Origin of the sequence: Blautia caccae, from assembly GCF_040095955.1 — a bacterium.
Lineage (GTDB): Bacteria > Bacillota > Clostridia > Lachnospirales > Lachnospiraceae > Blautia > Blautia celeris.
The window spans coordinates 268,176-286,782 of the sequence record NZ_JBBMFP010000003.1 but is presented as its reverse complement, the minus strand read 5'-3'; the positions used below and the strand labels follow the sequence as shown (position 1 = coordinate 286,782).

Here is an 18,607-nt window from a genome sequence, read left to right as displayed (position 1 = left end):
CTCCTTTAAATTTCGTCGGAAATAGTATGCGTCCGGCTGTACTTTTTTATACCATTGATTTTTTTATAAATTTATTTCTGCTCTTCTGCTTTCACTTCACGGATTTCCCTGCTTTTGATCTCTTCTTTGATGGCTGTGATAAATCCGCCCAGGTCTTTTTGTCCCTCATCGCCCAGGAAACGGCTTCTCACGGACACAAGGCCCTCCTCCTCTTCTTTGGCGCCTACAACCAGCATGTACGGAATCTTTTCCAGTCTGGCCTCACGGATCTTGTATCCGATCTTCTCAGCCCTTGTATCCATATCCGCACGGATTCCCGCCTCCTGAAGCTCTGCCAGGACTTTTTTGCCGTAATCCATATATTTGTCGGAGATTGCCAGAACACGCACCTGGATTGGTGATAACCAGGTCGGGAATGCACCTGCAAAGTGCTCAATCAAAATACCGATGAAACGCTCAATGGAGCCGAATGCGACCCTGTGGATCATGATAGGACGGTGCTTTTCCCCGTCAGCGCCAATGTATTCCAGCTCAAAACGAAGGGGCAGCTGGAAGTCAAGCTGAATCGTTCCGCACTGCCAGGTTCTGCCGATAGAGTCCTCCAGATGGAAGTCGATCTTCGGTCCGTAGAAGGCACCATCCCCCTCATTTACCACATAGTCAAGTCCCAGGTCATCCAGAGCGCCCCGCAGAGCCTCTGTTGCCATCTCCCAGTCCTCATCGCTTCCCATGGAGTCCTCAGGGCGTGTGGACAGCTCCACATGGTATTTGAATCCGAACAGGCTGTAAACCTGGTCAATGAGACTGGCAACACCCTTGATCTCATCCCTGATCTGGTCCGGTGTCATGAAAATGTGGGCATCGTCCTGTGTAAAACAGCGCACACGCATGAGTCCGTGAAGCTGGCCTGATTTTTCATGGCGGTGTACCAGTCCCAGTTCGCCCATGCGCAGGGGCAGGTCGCGGTAGGAACGCGGTTCAGACTGGTAAGCTAGAATGCCGCCCGGGCAGTTCATGGGCTTAATGGCAAAATCCTGTTCGTCAATGACGGTTGTGTACATATTCTCTTTATAGTGATCCCAGTGACCTGAGGTTTCCCACAGATGGCGGCTCAGCATGATCGGAGTGGAAATCTCCACATAGCCGGCTTTTGTGTGGATCTCTCTCCAATAATCCAGAAGGGTATTTTTCAGCACCATGCCTTTTGGCAGGAAGAAGGGGAATCCGGGTCCCTCATCCCGCATCATGAACAGGCCCAGCTCTTTGCCCAGCTTTCTGTGGTCACGCTTTTTGGCCTCCTCGATCCTTGCCAGATGTTCCTCCAGATCTGCTTTCTTAGTAAATGCCGTGCCGTAGATTCTGGTGAGCATTTTATTTTTCTCGCTGCCTCTCCAGTAGGCACCTGCAAGGCTTGTGAGCTTGAATGCCTTCACCGGTTTTGTAGTCATGAGGTGGGGGCCTGCGCACAGGTCTGTAAATTCTCCCTGTCTGTAGAAGCTGATCACAGCATCCTTTGGCAGGTCTTCGATCAGTTCTACTTTGTAAGGCTCCTCCTTTTCTTTCATGAAGGCAATGGCTTCCTCTCTCGGAAGTTCAAAGCGTTCCAGGGGCAGGCCTTCCTTCACGATCTTCTTCATTTCCGCTTCGATCTTTTCCAAATCCTCCGCTGTCAGGGGGATTTCCCTGTCAATATCATAATAGAAGCCGTCGGAAACGGATGGTCCGATCGCCAGCTTGGCATCCGGATACAGGCGCTTGATCGCCTGGGCCATGATATGGGATGCGGTGTGGCGGAATGCTGCCTTGCCTCCCTCATCCTGAAAGGTCAGAATGCTCAGCTCACAGTCGCTGTCCACAACTGTTCTCAAATCCACTGCCTGTCCGTCCATTTCTCCGGCACAAGCCATTCTTGCCAGACCTTCGCTGATATCAGAAGCGATATCAATCACAGACATGGCATGATCATATTCTTTCTTTGACCCGTCTTTTAATGTGATAATCATAATTCCTCTGCTTCTCCTTTTCTCTCTGCATTTGCTGGTTCCTGCGATGACGGCGGACTCCTTTGCCGCTTTCCCGCGCAGCAAAAAACCCGTCCCATGCAGCCATTTCTGACTGCAAGGGACGGGTAACTGTCATTACTCGCGGTTCCACCCTTGTTGTACACTGTCTTCTTCTCAGAAGACCGGTTCACCACTCATTTGATGATAACGGAATCACCGGGCCGGATCGGGGCCGCTCGGAGGTAGTTTTCAAATGCTTCCTGAACAGGCTGCTTCCAGCATACGCAGCCCTCTCTGGGAACTTCCGCATTTTACTCGTCTCGTCATCGCGTTTTCTGTATGAATCTACTTTTCATTATAACGGCAGAAATATTTTTGTCAACCATTTTTCTCTGAGAGAACACAGGGACTCTGCCCGCATCCGGCACTATTTTAGCAGCTCCAGAAGATCCTCCCTGCTGATCCTGTGGTCTGCCACTGCCTGCCCTTCCATAACGTTTTCCGCAAGGCGGGCCTTCTTTTCCTGGAGAGACAGAATCTTCTCCTCTATGGTATTCTTCACCACTATTTTCATGACTGTTACAATATTCTCCTGTCCGATGCGGTGGGTCCTGTCTGTAGCCTGGTTCTGGGCTGCCACGTTCCACCACGGGTCATAGTGGATGACAACGTCCGCCTTTGTGAGATTCAGCCCCGTTCCCCCTGCTTTCAGGGAAATAAGGAAGACCTGGGCATCCCCGTTCTGGAACTTTTTCACCATCTCCCGGCGCTGTTCTTTTGTATTCTTCCCTGAAAGATAGAGATAGGAAATTCCCGCCTTGTCAAATTCCGCTGCAAGCAGTTCCAGCATGGTGGTAAACTGGGAAAACAGCAGAATCTTGTGTTCCGCCTGTACTAAATCCTGTACCAGCTCCACACAGCTTTCCTGTTTTGCGGAGCCGCCTCTGTAATTCTCGTAGCAGAGCAGGGGGGAGCAGCAGATCTGCCGCAGCCCTGTCAGCTCTGCCAGATATTTCATGCGCTGGCTCTGGTAATCCTCCTCGCTCTGGCCTGACAGCTCCATCTGCACTCTGGCAACCCTGGCGTCGTAGAGCTTTCTCTGCTCCTCCTCCATCTTCACATAGATGGTCTTCTCCAGCTTGTCCGGCAGGTCTTTTAACACATCCTGTTTCTTTCTGCGCAGAATAAAGGGGTTCACCATCCGTTTCAGCCGCTCCATGGCGTTCCTGTCCTCATTCTGGACAATGGGCTGTTCCAGCTCTTCCCTGAATTTTTTGTAGCTGTACAGATACCCCGGCATAATGAAGTCAAAAATACTCCACAGATCGCTGAGCCGGTTCTCAATAGGGGTTCCCGTCAGTGCCAGACGGTGTACCGCCGGTATCTCCTTCACAGCTTTTGCAGCCTGGGTGGCCGGATTTTTGATGTACTGTGCCTCATCTATGACCATATATGGAAAGACCTTCTCTTTGTACAGATCCAGATCACGTTTCAGAAGATCATAGGAGGTCACCAATATATCTTCTTTAGACGCATGTTCTATGATTTCTTCCCTCTGCCGACTGTTTCCAACCGCCACTTTTACTGTCAGGTCAGGCGCAAACCGGAGGATTTCGCTTTCCCAGTTATAGACCAGGGAGGCAGGACAGACGATCAGCGCGCCCTCCTTCTTCATTTCCAGCAGTGTGATGACCTGCAGTGTCTTGCCAAGCCCCATATCATCCGCCAGAATGCCGCCGAAACCCCACTGGGACAGCATAGCCAGCCAGCGGAATCCGTTCTTCTGATATTCTCTCAGTTCCGCGTTCAATTCTCCGGGGATTTCAAAATCACTGTCCTGATAGCTGTTCATATCTCGGATGAGCTGTTTGAATTCCGTGCTTCGTCTGGCATCCACTTTGCCGGAATGTGTTTTCAGGGTTTCCGCTATATAGGAAGCCCGGTATTTTGGAGCCTGGAAACTGCCTTCCCCAAACTCTTTCTCGTCAAAGGAAAGTCCCTGGGAGAGTTCGGATACCAGGGAAAGGCCATTGTCTTCCAGGCTGATAAAATCACCGCTTTTCAGACGGTAATACTTTTTCCGTCTGCGGTATCCCCGAAGGATATGTTCCATTTCTCCCGGATCCATGTCCTCCACCCGGATATCCAGATTCAGCAGATCTCCGGACAGACCAATGCCCACATTGACCTTCGGAGAAGGGAGAATGCGCATTCCACGGATCTTATCATCTACAAAAAGCGCTGCCAGTTCACGGATTTCATGGAATCCCATGTCCAGAAGCTCATACATTTTCTCTTCTGAGGTACACAGGCCGCAGTGTTCCCCTGTACCTTTACAGATGTCAAAATACTTTTCTAGGCATCTTTTCAGGTCCCCCTCCCTCTGCATATCGCGGTACTGGCTGGAGGGGTCCACGTCGTCAAAAAGATCATAGACCGTGGTTCCGTAAGCGGCTTGTGCACGCATACAGATGGCGTCCCGGATCTTCTCATCCACACTGAGGTAGACGCTGCACTCTGCCTCCTGGGGCTGGTATTCGTCAAAATCAATGTCATTCATCTGGATATCCGCATACTGTTCCAATATAGGGAGCAAAGCTGCGCAGAACGCGGTATAATCCTCCCGATTGAGAAAAATGGTGCGGTCCCTGTGCTGATATTGGTAATACTGTATACTGTCCGTATTCAGCGCTTTGATGATGGGCATCATATCCCTGGAAAACTCCGGCGTACACTGATAGATCGTATCCTCTGTCTGCAGATAGTCATGGACCGTACCCCTGATCCACTTTGGAGAATGCAGGTAAATACTGGCGCCCTCCTCCTCTGTCTTTACGATTTCCATTCTGATCACCGGATTGCCGCAGATGACCTGATAAGGCTTTCCGTCTATCTCTATGGTTCCGCCTGTATATTTCTGCAGGACCCTGTCCATGCCGTAATTGCTCAGACCGATTTTACGGAAATTGGAACTGTATACCTGGCTGCTGAACTCCATGTTGTGAAACTGCGTCTTCAGGCAGTCGGTCAGCAGGTCGATCCAGGAAAGAGCCTCCGGAGTAAAGGCAGAGCGGTCGTGGATAAAGCCCAGGTTCTTTCCATAGGAATCATATTTTCCCTTTTCCACGCAGTCCAGCATTTTACAGATATTTTTTAAGACATACAGCTTGCCGGCACCTATTTTAAATTCAATGTGAAACTGGTTATAAGAAGAGGTGATGATCGGTTCCAGGCGTACCTGTCCGTAATACTCCCCCAGCAGATACGCATTGTTCCTCACCGCGTATTTTGCAATGGTATCCTTCAGGGTATCAGATGTCCTGCGGTTTGCGGGGGTTTTTGAAGGAAAATCAACGGTACCAAGAGAATCTGCCGGCATCTGGGTCTCCCGGTAGGCAAGCGCCACTGCCACGCAGTGTTTGCACATACCCAAATACGCTCCGGCTGCCGGACAGCTGCAGATATAATCCGTGATCTCATCCTCTGCATCAAAGACAACTGTTGTCTCATACCATTTGCCTTCGCTTCCCTTCACCTGGGCACTGACTTCTTTGTCGTCTTCCAGATAGTCCTCAACCAAAAAACTCTTATAGGCTTTTTTGTCAAAAAGTGCTTTCCCACGTTGATACATGGCAGGAAAACAATTATCTTTGATCGTACTGATTTTTAACATTTCTTCTTCTCCGATTGCTGAAAATTAACGTTTTTACTGCCTCTTACATATTTCCCACTGCTTTGTCCTTCAGGACCCCGAAAAATTCTCTCACAAGATAATTCACCTGTAAAAACGCGTTGCTTTTTGCCGGGATTCCTTCCACATGCCTGCATCCCAGCTTTTTCCCAAGGCTGACACCTCTGTACACATGAAAATTGTTGGTAACTACCCCGATGGATGCCTCTTTTCCTCTGTTGTCTTCCTTTTTATCAATGATCTCCAGAGAAAATTTCAGATTCTCGCTGGTGTTTGTGGAATGCTCCTCTTTCAGAAGGCGTTCCGGGGAGATGCCCTTTTTCTCCAGATAGCGGTACATGGCCTCAGCTTCTGTGATATCCTCCCCTGTTCCCTTTCCCCCGGAGAGGACTGCTTTTGTTTCAGGGTTTTCCTCCAGATACTCCCCGGCACGCTCCACCCGGAGTCTCAGGGAGTTGCTCAGCTTTGTACCGTTTACCTGGGCGCCCAGCACGACCAGGTAGTCCAGATTTTCCGAAGGATGATGGAACATCCCCGTAAATATCAGAGCCTCCACTGTCAAAAAGACAAGGATGCAGAGGGCTGCCAGAACAATCAGACTGTTTTTTATAACCGGCGGAAGTGAAAATCCGGCCAGCACGCCGTGTCTGCTGTTCAGATGGAGAAGTACGGCGATTCCATAGAAGAAAACACCGCCTGCTGCCCAGATGCAGGGAAACAGGGAGGACAGGCCCGCATAGACTGTGATTCCTATAAAATAGAGGGAACAAAGGCTCCCCAGGATCATGCATAAAGTCTTCATTCGTATCCTTTCTAAACACAAAGGGGCGGTTCTCCACCGCCCCTCTGAAAATACTGCATCTTATTTGATTATTTATTTCTGCCGCAGCAGTGTTTATATTTTTTACCGCTTCCGCATGGACATGGATCATTACGTCCGATTTTCGGTCCTTTTACGACGGTACCGGATTTCTTCTGCTCCTTGTACAGCTCTTTTTTCTGCTCCTCTGTGAAGATCTCGTCCCACTGGGGAAGCTCATACAGCCAGTCTGCTTTTGCGTCTACCATATTCTTGTAGAGCATTTCCTTATCGAATCCCAGGTTTACCTCGGTATTCTCGTCCATCTCCTCAATCGGGTTCTGTACTTTCAGACTGTCATTGATGCCGTCCAGGAATCCGACCATGGTCATAACGTCAACTTCAAATTTATCAGCCAGGTCTTTCACTGTGCCGCGAACTACTTCGTCCGGATTGGTCAGAAGTTTCTCATAGATTCCTTTTTCGATCAGAAAATAGTTGGTCCAGAATTTCTGCAGCTGCGCTTTGTCTGCTTCCTGAGAATAAGCAACATCTCTCCATTCCTGTAATAATGCCATGTATCTTTACCACCTTTTACTTATTATCGTATTTTTGAGGCGTCCCGAAACGCCTGACAGATATAGTATATACGATATGGCGGATTTTTTCAATCCTTACTTTTATCAGGCGTATTCGCGGTTTTCCCCTGCCAGGATCCATTTTCCATTTGTAAAGTCAGGAATTGCCACGGGATGTCCGCCAAGGGCAATGGACTCTTCTGCAAGGGCAGTGACGGACATCCACGCCGCTGCATCGTACACATCAATGGGGCATGGTCTGTGATTTCTCACACTGTCAAAGAATGCTTCAAACTCCAGCCAGTCCATGCCGTCATGACTGCCCTTTATACCCTCTGCGAGAAATTTTTTCCATGTGGGATGCTCGTAATCTTTTTCATATTCAGCGGCATTACCCCATTTTTCTTTCCATTTAAAATCATACGCCGCGTCTATTTTATCCAGAAAAACGGAATCTGTCGCTTCCTCATACATGCCCTTTGTCCCCCAGACTGTGAAATCGCGGCTGTAGAATCTGGGCAGGGTGGTGTTGAGTGTGAGAAGAATGGTTTCACCTCCGGCACATTTTATTACGGTGTTCACCACGTCTCCCTGAGCAAATGCGGATGTGCTGTCTGATAAATATTCCCTAAGGCCTTCCGCTTTGGATACTGTTGAAGTGAGGGTAAGCATCCGATTGCCTCTGTTGATATTCAGGATCTGGGCAATGGGACCTAATTCGTGGGTCGGATAGTTCTCCGCGTTTCTGTGTATGTAATTTCTCAAGCGGTAATGACGGTTTTCTTTTCCTCCGGCAATCTCTTCCCGCAGGTCGTGGAGATAGCCGCCTTTGCAGTGGATGATCTTCCCGAATATTCCTTTTTTTACCATGTTCATGGCCATCATTTCTCTTCTGCCATAGCAGCAGTTTTCCAGAAGCATAAAGGGAACCTTTGTGGCTTCCCAGACATCCACCAGATCCCAGCACTGTTTTACACTGTAGGCACCGCCTACCTCCATGCCCACTGCCTTCCCGGCATGCATGGCTCTCACCGCAATGGGAATGTGGCTTTCCCAGGCAGAAGCTATAACCACAGCGTCAACCAGGGGGCTGTCAAGTACCTCCTGCACATCAACTGCCGCCAGGGGCGGCTTACCGCCTACTTCCTCTGCAAGTTTTGACGCTGCCAGTACTCTGTCCTTATATTCATCGCAGACTGCAGTCACCTCCACATCCTGCATTCTGAGAATGACATCCCGCATAAGGCTGTATCCTCTGCATCCTAATCCTATGATTCCGACTCTCAGTTTCTCCATTTGACCGGCTCCTTTTCTGTCTGTGTGATGTATTTTGCTATAGAGTGTTTTAAATTTTTAATATGTTTTAGTTGTAACATAGCCGAATACAAATTTCTATAGGTATTTGGGGATATTATATTTGATATCGGATAACATTTTGTGCAGATATATTCTGTTGAATTTTTCCGCGGCTTTTTTGCTGCTGTTTTCTCAGATAGTTTGCGGGAGATTCCCCGGTAGTGCGTTTGAAAACTGTGCTGAAATAGTTCCTGTCACAGAAGCCCAGAACTTCCGCGGTTTCATTGATGCCGCATCCTTCTTTCAGCAGCTCCATGGCACGGCGTATCTTCATCTGTGTAAAATATGTCATGATGCCGATCCCGGCGTATTTTGAAAATGTTTTTTTCAGAGATGCCGGGCTCATATTGCAGAGTCCTGCAATGTCTGCCTGGGTGAGATGCTCTGTAATATGTTTTTCCAAAGTGCGGACAATGGATCGGTAATTGTCTGCACTGACGGAAACATAGGCATCCATCCCGGGAGTTTTTTCGGTGAGAACGGACAGAAGAAAACTCTCAAAGGTATTAAAAAAGATCTGGGACTCCGCCTCTTTTCCGGAATGGACCCCTTTTACAAGAATTTCCCGGTCTCTGTTAAAAATACTGCCCGCTCTTTCCATAAGGCCGGATATGCTGTTGTATTCTTCTTCGGTCAACTGAAACTGCTTTTCTTTTATCTGAGGCATAACATCCGCGGCAAAAGAGATCACACAGATATGAGGCTCTGTCTTTTTTTCCGACCAGAGACGGTGGAATTCCATGGGACGGTGCAGAACGGACTGGCCTCTTTCCAGAATACATACATCTTCCCCGGCCGTCACGCCCAGTGAGCCGTCCAGTACACAGACAAATTCCCAGAAGTCGTGGGATTCGCCGTCAAAATAATAGGTATCTTCAAAGATTTTTTCGTATATGGTGAATACGGATGTGATGTTGACATACTTGTTCACTGCACATCCCTGGAAGTATTTTTTCATGATTTTGCTCCCTGGATAAAAAAAAATAATTTTTTTCATTTCTTTTGTATAGCTTGTTTGATACCGGTCATACTATAAGTAGTCCACGGAGGGAAGGCACAAAGATGTGACGCTCTTCGAGGATTACAAAAGAAAAAGTAGAAATACTTATCCTCCCCTTTGAAGCCTCTGTAACCAGAAGAAGCCCACTGGTTACAGGGGTTTTACATAATGTGAAGTGGTAAAGCGGGGCTGAAACCCATGACTTCAGATACATCGCTGATGGCAATACCTTCTGTATGGTCTGCCATAGGCACATCACGATTTAATCTCATCTTTCCAAATTCAGTTCCCTGTATCTGTTTTCTAAAACATCCATAGTATTTGTCATATGTGGTGTCTTCTTTCACTTTTTTTAGTTTAACTCATAAAGAGGGGTTATGGTATCACAAAACTTTCTGCCAATAAAAAACAGCTAAATCACTAAAAGAATCAGCTGTATTTCAAACAGTAAATTTTTACTTTTAAGAGTTTCACTTTTCGCTCTGCCGTCAGACTGTTGTCATCATCAATAACTCCAACTTTCACGCGGCCCTTTTATTATAGTCAGTAACAAACACTTCACTCGCCAACTCTTTTGCTTTATTTACAATAATTTCTAATCGTTCCATAACCTCATCACTGTAATATTTTTCTCCACACTGCTCGCATTCTTCACATGGAACATTCCGTACTAAAATAACACACATACCATAGGTTACCACATGGGTAGCAAAACTTGGAATTGTCGTATTACATTTGCAATAAAAACACATAATTAATGCTCCTTTCTGGTTTTCATATCTTCCTGAAATTTATTTATATCATCTGCTCAGCCTATACCTCTCTCTCGGATTCTCATTGTAACATGAGCAGACCGCTGTACCTATATCCTTAACTTCTCCTTAAAAGTATGTCTTATCCTACTATGATTTTATCACTTCCACAATCTTTCAGCAATGTGCGGTTCTAAAAGTTCTATAAATCCTGTTCTGCCATTTACATTTTATAAGGATATGGTAACTTTTACTATCTAAAGGAACTAATTTTAATAGAATTCAGCACAAGAAAAAACAGCGGCAATTTCACCAATAAGGAGGTACATTGTCACTGTTTTTCCCATATTTGCACTGCCTGACTAAAGATTATGATACCGTTGCATTACGCCGCCTATAGCAATCCCTCAAATCCACGTCCTCTCATCCCCTGATTGCATCGCCAGGCAATCACCGGGTCCACGGAAAGAGGATATGTGGTATTAACCACAGGCTGAAAACCCACGGCCTATTATGTAACTACATACCACACCGAGACAAGCTTAGGCGTTTTTACCTGCTTTACGTTCTGCAATTTCCCTGATAAACTGCGGATTCTTCTTTTCAACATCCAGCATAAGAATATCAATCAAAAGGATAATGGCAACAACCAGCGGACCGTATTTAAAGAATGCATCGATACCGGAAATGGTGCCTGCAGCCTGAACTGTCAGGGAACCGTCATAAGCGATAGCTGAGAGGACGAAACCGAATGCCGCGGTCAGCGCACCCTGGCCGACTTTCGCCCCAACTGAAGCTGCGGAGAAGAGAACGGACTGAACGCGCACTCCTGTTTTCCATTCACCGTAATCGATGGTATCACCAATCAAAGCACCTGCTATTCCCATAGCAAAGCCCATACCAATGCCTCGAAGCAATGCGGTAAGGAAAAGCATGGTCGTCGTAAACGGCATGAAGATAAATGCAATTTGTGCAGCAAGCATACATCCTGCACCAAAAATGACCATCTGCTGTTTCGTAAATTTATTGAGCAGAAACGGGGCAACTGCTGAAATGATCACACCCGGAAGGTTGGAACAGGCAACAAACGTGCCCATCAAAGCGATATTGCCAACAACGTCCTTCAAATAGTACAAGGATACCGAAAGGTTGAAAGTCAGGATAAAGTTTGCCATCAAATTGACAATAAACGCCATCCACCAGTATTTATTAACAACTGCACATTTCACACCAATCAAAATGTTTTCTGCCGGAGCGTCATTTTCCACTCGCTCTTTCACAAAAAAGACGTTCAGCGCAATCGGAATCAAACCGATAACACCGAATACCATGATGGCTTTGATCCATGCAGATTGCATCTGCTGACCGCCAAAGTATTCCACCATGGGAATCATAACCGATGCCATGATGGTCTGGGTAGCGGCTGCAAACATCATCTTAAAAATGAGCATCTGGGAACGGTCCTTGGAATCATTCGTGACATACGATGCAAGCGACCCATGGGCCATACCGACATAAGTGTATAATATCGTGTTAAAAAGGTTGTAAGTTATAAAAATGTAAGCAACACGAAGCCCTACACTTCCATCCGGCACGGTAAATACCAGAATAACGGAAAGTACCATCGGAATTGCCCATTTCATCAAAACCGGAATACAGTGACCGTATTTATTTTTGTGTTTGTCAATCAACTGACCTGCGATCAAATCAGAAATACCGTCGAAAATTTTTGAAATCATGATCACGGTACCGATCAATGCAGCATTTATCATCAATACGTCCGTATAGAACATTAAAACATAGGAGCTGAATAAAGTATACATTGCATTCAGACCCACATCACCGGATCCATAGATTAGTTTTTCAAATAAGCTGATTTTTTTCATTTCTGTAGCCATTTCAATATCCTTCTTTCCTTTTTATAGGTCCCTCAGTATAACAGTTCAGACAGGTCTGTGCATTTACTGCGCTGACCGTATGAAAACGTACCGGAGACAGACATCCAGCCCATCGTGAAGCGATTCTTAATGGCTGGATGTATTCTGACTATCGCACTGCCTTTTGGATGAAGTCCTCCATGATGTCCAGAACCTGTTCCATCCAGAATTCGTTGCCGCTGTGGTCCGCTCCTTCTATCAAATACAGCTTTACATCCTTTCCGCATGCTTTCATGCGCCGATAAAGAATCACGCTGCCTTCACAGTTTACAACACGGTCTTTTGTACCATGAAATATGATCGTCGGCGGGATCACACTGTCTTTCTCTATGTTGCATTCCACAGAAAGCCTGCGGCGCAGCTCCTCGCTTTCGCGCAGGTCCACATGCCCCATCACCATACCTTCCGGACTGTCCGGCTGACAGTGGAGAAGCTGGGTTGGATTTGAATCTTCCTTCATGACACTGCAGCTTCCGTAGAAATTCAGAATACCCTTAACCTCCGCAGAAATACCCGGGAAGAGATTATTTTCCACATCATCGTGGATCATGCCGGCAAACATGGCAGTGTGCCCACCGGAAGAGTCGCCTGCAACAACGATTTTTTCAGGATCGATCCCGTATTCTTCCGCATGTACACGCATAAAGCGTACGGCATTTCTGGTATCCATAATTTGTGCGGGGAAAGGTGCAATGCCTGAATGACGATATTCCACCACAGCCACTACATAACCACGTTCCGCAAGCTTTGCCACTCGCGGAAGCTGTATATATACGTCCTGCTTAAACCATGCGGAACCCTGTACAAACACTACGCATGGACAGATCATGTTCGGCCGGTTTCGGGTCAGCGGGCGTAAAATCTGCAGATGCAGTTTTTCACCGTCAATCTCCGCGTACTCCACATCATGTTGATAAAAAACCCCGATTTCGTCGCCGGTGGTCGGAATCCTTTCCGCTCCTTCCACCTCTTCTGCAAATTCCGGAAACTCTTCATAGGTCCATTCTTTTACTTCCATAAGATCACCTCGTTCAGTTATTGTTTTACAAATTGTATCATACGTTTTGCCCGGCTTTCTCTTGATTCCTCCGCAGGTTTTATTCATTTTTCGCCCACATTTTTTGAAAAAATGACATTCACAGATCTTTTATCATGAAATAAATCGTGATTTATTGTACTGTAAATCGTGATTTTTGACAGCAAAAAGGGAAATGCCGAACATTTCAGCATTTCCCACTAAATAATCACTTTGCTATTTTCCTTAACGCTTTTCCAGCAATATCAGCCGCACTTCATGTTCATCCAGTACGGTGGACAGATTGAAGCTCCCGCTTTTTCCGATCAGGACATTTTCATAAAGAGCGCCATAGGTACTGATCTTCGTCAGATACAGCTTTTGTGTACGGTTCTGCAAATCCGGCGCGCCCATTGTCATCCATTGGTCATAACTGCTCCCATGCTCACGGTTTACGGAAAAGCTGCGTTTCAAATAATTGCCGGGGATCATATTTTGCAGATGAAGGGCAAAGCTGCGTGTTCCTTTCTGCACAAATCCCATATAGCGGTCAATTGTTCGCTGTTCCTCCAGCGGAATCCATTCCGTCAGATGATTTTGTTCATCATAGTGACAGTAATGGTACAGCAGAATCTGCAGTTTCCTGCCCTCCCCGGAACGAGTAACTATATATCCGTCCCCCTCAGCAAGAATTATATCGCCGTGGTTCTTTAAAAGCGTCAGAAACATCATGGCATAATAGGCCGCCTTTGGTATCCCGTAATAGTTTAAAATACCATAACCGCCATGATAGGGATTAGAGTTCATGACACGGCGTTCCGAGTTATCTGTCAAATGTGCCATTGCCATTGCAGTGACCAGATTACGACTCTCCAGGCAGTGCTTCACTACTGCGGCTGCCTTAAAACAGGTATCATTCCCCAAATCATTCTGCCACAATGTGGTATTCCAACCGAAAACAGAGATCGGCAGATCCGAATACCCATACTCATCCAGACAGGAACGGAGTTTCTGCAGACGGTGCTGCAGTACACTTTCATCAGCACTGATCGGCGCCGGCTCCCCCGGCTGTTGGTCCATCTTTGCCTGAATACGATTCTCGGTGACGGCACGGTCATATTTGGCATGATCCATGCAGAAACTCTGTACACTCAGCTGGGTGGGAAGGCAGCTCTTTTGTCTGCAGTAGTCTAAAAATCGATAAAGAATGTCAAATCCATCCACAGATAAAAAATCAATATCGAACACAGGTGCCTTCCACATGACCCCCGGTAGCTGCTTCTGCAATATCTTCCAGGTGGTTTCGTAATAATAAAAATAGTCCTCCAAGGAGAAAACACCATACTGTACAAACAGGAGCTGTTCCGGTGTGAAACTCCACAGCGAAACCAACTCTATTCCATAACGGTAAACAAGATGCTCTAAAAAACCACTCACTAAAAATTTCCACTTTTCCAGATTATCCGGAAGCCCAATACAGGAATTCCCAAAAACATGCTGACGATCTTTGGTCAAAAGTTTCGGGGTATAACCCAGTTGGATCTGCAGGGTAATATTAAGATCCACCAAAAAGTCCAGAATTAAATCAATATAGGTAAAACTCAGCCATGGCCTGCCGTTTTTGTCCTCATGATAAAAGTCCAGAGAATCGTCAAAAATACCGAAAAACAATACACTCTGAAAGCCGATTGTTTTCACAGAATCGCGGACTGCATCACGGACCTCCTCGTGCAAGAGCTGTTCTGCCCAGCCAAGTGACGTGGAATCGTTGTGATGAAGCTGCAATTTACCAAGATTTTCCCGGGCATCAATTTCAATACGGGTTGGCAGAGTGCTGCGTTTGTTTAACGGCAGCACTGCTTCTTCTTTTGCCGCATATTTTAAAAGATTCATATAAGACAGTGTACCGGAAATAGCGGCGATTCCCTCCTGCGGCTGCGGGGATGCCTGTTTTTCATAACATCGGCGATAGTTTCCGGGCGTAATGTGGTATTGCTGCCGAAAGTTCAATATAAAAGTGTTGGTATTGGAGAAACCGCATTCCAATGCAATGTCCGTCACGCTCTGCCGTTTCGTGCGCAAAAGATACTCTGCTTTATTTAAACGCAGCTGGCGCAGATAATCTGAAAATGAGATGCGCAGTATTTTATGAAAATCACGGGACAACTGGCTTTTGGAGAGATGCACCAGATCCGAAACCGTCTGTAAACTCAATTCCTCTGAAAAATGTTGTCCGATATAGATCAGGACTTTCTGTATTCGTTCTATTTCCTGTGTCGGGTGCAGTTCGTATGACTCCGGTAACTCAAACTGTGATTTCAGGATAGCCAGCAGTCCGAAAAGGTGACTTAAGATCTGCAGCCGGCGCAGATCAGGCGAATCGGTAACCTCTTTGAACACCACCGCCAGGTTCATGCGAATCATGGAAAGATAATCGGCTTGATCCGGCTGCAATTTACTGCAGCACTTAACACGTCCTAAATTTGCCTGCTGTAAAATCGGCAGCGAAATATATGCCGAAACAGTATGCGCACCCGCTTCGCGATAAATCTCATGGTGTTCATACGGGTTATATACAGCAAAGTCCTCACTGCTCAAAAGATAATTGTTTTTTGCCGTCATCACAGCACACCGGCCGGTCAGCACATAAAGTATTTCCAGCTCCCCATGAAAATGCGGAACGGATGTGTCGCAGTCAAATTCAAAACGAATTTCATCCATGTGAAATCACCCCTTTTTTAATTATACCGATAAAAAAGGTATCTGTCGAATTCTTTTTCAGACAGTGGGCGATACCACATTGACATTCCTGCGAAGCAATCAGCGGACTCCGTACTGTTCCATATGTCTGAGCATCCTTTCTTTCTGAGCATACGGACGGGTAAATCCCTGGTATAATCCCTTTGCTCCAATCTCTTTTGCGATTGCCGCGAAGTCAGTTTCATCTCCCAGAATCTGCATATTTTTTCCGGATTTACGGATACTCCTATAGACATCCATCCATTCTTTGCAGCTTGGCGCCATATCTCCCGGACACCACTGGATTGCTCCCAGAGATTCGATCGCCATCAGCTGTGGAAGATGATTTAACTGTCCTTTTCCATCCAGATGATATAATGTATTAGTCATAGTATTACATAGGTTTGTCAAATCATCTACTACAAATTCCTCAAACATATCCGGTCCGATCATATAGGCAAAATCATCCTGTACAACATAGGATGGCTGGCTGCTGTAAAGACCGCTCCAGTCTGAATATCCGGGGTTCACAGGCTGTAAAACCTCTTCCAGTTCTCTGTAATAACGGATCCATAAATCCTGAATCTCTTTACTTACGCGCTTTACTTCATCTGGTTCATCATAAAGATCCAGTAACAGATCATTTGCACCTCTGACACAGGAAAGAATATCCATGACACCGCCAAGATCCGGCATACCCATCAGCACATTTCCCTTCCATTTTTTGTGAGCTGCATTGTAAATATCCTTGATGCGGTTGAGCCATACGTTATCTTTTTGGTATTCAAAATGCATATCCTTCAGTTCCAGTTTTTCCGGAAACGCCAGCCATACTTTTCCTGTGGAATTATCCAGTTCTGCACCTAAAAATGCGCCCACCAGACCAGGACCGAAAACGTCAAAATTGAACATTGGGAATGCATCGCCATAATACTCCTGATTTTCAAGATCCAGATTGATTCTTTCCACAACATCTTCTGCGCTGATATCAAGGCGGTGACAATTGTCCTGTGCCAGCAGAGGAATGTTTCCGCTGTAGCTGTATTCTTTCTGTAAGGTAAGTTTGATCACCGGACGGTCCAATTCTTTGCTCCACCACTTATCATAGGTTTCTCCGATTCTTGCCCAGTCTTCACTTGTAAATTTTATTCCCATATTCTTATACCTCTGTCTTTCTGTTTTATTATAATATTTTATTCGATTTATTTCTCCATCTGGAATTCCGAAGGGGAACATCCATAATACAGCTTGAACCGTTTGCTGAAATAATACTGGTCACAGTAACCAGTCATTTCTGCAATATCGCTGTTTTTATAATGCTTCTCCATCAACAGCTGTTTTGCTTTCTCCATCCGGATTTCTTCCAGCCTTTGAATGATGGTTTTATGAGTCTGCAGTTTATATACCCTTCTTATATAACTGTTCTCAAAAAATAATTCATCTGCTATCTGATTTACAGACAGCGATTTTTCGGTATAGTGATCCTGCAGATATTTTTCTATTTTTGCTACAAGCAATTCTTTTTTATTTCCCACCCGCACATTGATGCAGTCACTGAATACTTCATAAACGTAGTTTCTTACGATTTCCAGTATCTGATGAACATCAGAACACAGTCCGATTTCAGTAATCAGATTATTCTGGTTTCCCATAAGCTGAGTCAGATCATTATCTTCCTTATAATGATAATAACTGTAAATACCGGTTACCAGTGAGTAATAAGCCGCGATCACATATTGAAAAGAAAGCATCTTATTTTGAGATAATCCAAACATCTTTTCAATTATGGAGTCAGCTGTATCATATTCCTTCATCTCAAACGCTTTAATAAGGAGACTTACATCGCTGCTGTTAAAAAATGTAACATCCTTATCCAACTGCTGAATGTCGTCATAACCGCAGATTTTTCCTGTTGTTCTGATTCTGTTTTCCCGGACAAGCTGGGCATTCTGATATGTATTCTGAAGATTATCAATGCCATCTACCACATTTCCAATGGCCACCCATTGAAATTCTTCCTCCGGATGATCCGCCAGCAGCTTTTTGTACCGGCTCTTGATAGCTGCAAGAGGAATCTGCTCTTGCATCATCGCATGAATGACAATTCCATACCCCTTCTGGTTTCCCAGGAAATAGCTTTCTATTCCCATCGGATAGAAGTAATCAGACAAAAGGCTTCTGATTCTCTCCCTCTCGCTAAAAGGAACTTCCGTCTTTCTTCCAAACAGCACTGCCAGAAAATGATAATTGGAAATCATCTGCTCCATCTGTTCCCGCTCTTTCCCGGGCATTCCGGAGTCTAAGAGTCCTTTCAGAAATGTCTCTTCCTGGTTTTTCTCATAGTTTCGCTCTTTCCTGATTTCAGCGATGCACTTTTTCAAAGCCTTAGACAGTTCCTCCTCATCAAATGGTTTTAAAAGATAGTCAAATACATTCAGCCGGATTGCTCTGTGGGCAAAGGAAAATTCATTGTATGCAGTCATGATGATCACTTTCACGCTGCTTTTCCTGTCCTGAAGCACTTCACAGGCGTCCAATCCATCCATCTGAGACATATTGATGTCCATAAAAACAATATCAGGGGTTTTCTCTTCCACCATCTGTATGGCTTCTTCTCCATTTTGGGCACATCCACAAATCTCGCAGTCCATGGATTCCCAGTTAATCATCTTTTGCAAATAATCCAGATAGATTTTCTCATCATCTACCAACAGTACCTGATATTTCAACTTTATTT

The 18,607-nt window shown here is 45.7% G+C and carries 12 protein-coding genes; all 12 read right to left on the bottom strand.

Translation table 11 applies throughout. The annotated features are described in order from the left end of the window. Positions 1 to 71: 71 nt before the first annotated feature. The 12 genes from thrS to WMO65_RS04710 all read right to left on the bottom strand — a co-directional run bounded on the left by thrS (position 72) and on the right by WMO65_RS04710 (position 18,599). On the bottom strand, positions 72 to 2,003 hold the full coding sequence (thrS, locus tag WMO65_RS04765) for a threonine--tRNA ligase (RefSeq protein ID WP_033139449.1): 1,932 nt from the start codon (positions 2,001 to 2,003) through the stop codon (positions 72 to 74). 427 nt (positions 2,004 to 2,430) lie between these two features. Continuing rightward, positions 2,431 to 5,676 (bottom strand): SNF2-related protein, encoded by a 3,246-nt coding sequence (locus WMO65_RS04760; protein WP_148392577.1) that lies wholly within the window; start codon positions 5,674 to 5,676, stop codon positions 2,431 to 2,433. Positions 5,677 to 5,719: 43 nt separating this feature from the next. After that, positions 5,720 to 6,496 (bottom strand): YdcF family protein, encoded by a 777-nt coding sequence (locus tag WMO65_RS04755; protein ID WP_225305374.1) that lies wholly within the window; start codon positions 6,494 to 6,496, stop codon positions 5,720 to 5,722. Between the two features lie 68 nt (positions 6,497 to 6,564). Next, positions 6,565 to 7,071: an SEC-C metal-binding domain-containing protein gene (locus WMO65_RS04750; RefSeq protein ID WP_033139414.1), complete on the bottom strand. Its 507-nt coding sequence runs from the start codon at positions 7,069 to 7,071 to the stop codon at positions 6,565 to 6,567. Positions 7,072 to 7,176: 105 nt separating this feature from the next. After that, positions 7,177 to 8,367, bottom strand: coding sequence for a Gfo/Idh/MocA family protein (locus WMO65_RS04745; protein WP_148392578.1), 1,191 nt, complete (start codon positions 8,365 to 8,367; stop codon positions 7,177 to 7,179). Positions 8,368 to 8,482: 115 nt separating this feature from the next. After that, entirely contained in the window at positions 8,483 to 9,385 is a 903-nt protein-coding gene (locus WMO65_RS04740) for a helix-turn-helix domain-containing protein (protein ID WP_148392579.1), read from the bottom strand. 563 nt (positions 9,386 to 9,948) lie between these two features. Further along, positions 9,949 to 10,179 (bottom strand): type II toxin-antitoxin system MqsA family antitoxin, encoded by a 231-nt coding sequence (locus tag WMO65_RS04735; RefSeq protein ID WP_148392580.1) that lies wholly within the window; start codon positions 10,177 to 10,179, stop codon positions 9,949 to 9,951. A gap of 542 nt (positions 10,180 to 10,721) precedes the next feature. After that, positions 10,722 to 12,077, bottom strand: coding sequence for an MFS transporter (locus WMO65_RS04730; RefSeq protein ID WP_148392581.1), 1,356 nt, complete (start codon positions 12,075 to 12,077; stop codon positions 10,722 to 10,724). 148 nt (positions 12,078 to 12,225) lie between these two features. Beyond that, entirely contained in the window at positions 12,226 to 13,134 is a 909-nt protein-coding gene (locus WMO65_RS04725) for an alpha/beta hydrolase (protein ID WP_148392582.1), read from the bottom strand. A gap of 243 nt (positions 13,135 to 13,377) precedes the next feature. Beyond that, a complete protein-coding gene (locus tag WMO65_RS04720; protein WP_148392583.1) occupies positions 13,378 to 15,852 on the bottom strand; it encodes a GH39 family glycosyl hydrolase in 2,475 nt (824 codons plus the stop codon). Positions 15,853 to 15,951: 99 nt separating this feature from the next. Further along, positions 15,952 to 17,025 carry a uroporphyrinogen decarboxylase/cobalamine-independent methonine synthase family protein gene (locus WMO65_RS04715; protein ID WP_148392584.1) on the bottom strand — a complete coding sequence of 358 codons (1,074 nt, stop codon included), beginning with the start codon at positions 17,023 to 17,025 and terminating at the stop codon, positions 15,952 to 15,954. 47 nt (positions 17,026 to 17,072) lie between these two features. After that, a complete protein-coding gene (locus tag WMO65_RS04710) occupies positions 17,073 to 18,599 on the bottom strand; it encodes a response regulator transcription factor (protein WP_187370588.1) in 1,527 nt (508 codons plus the stop codon). Positions 18,600 to 18,607: the final 8 nt, after the last annotated feature.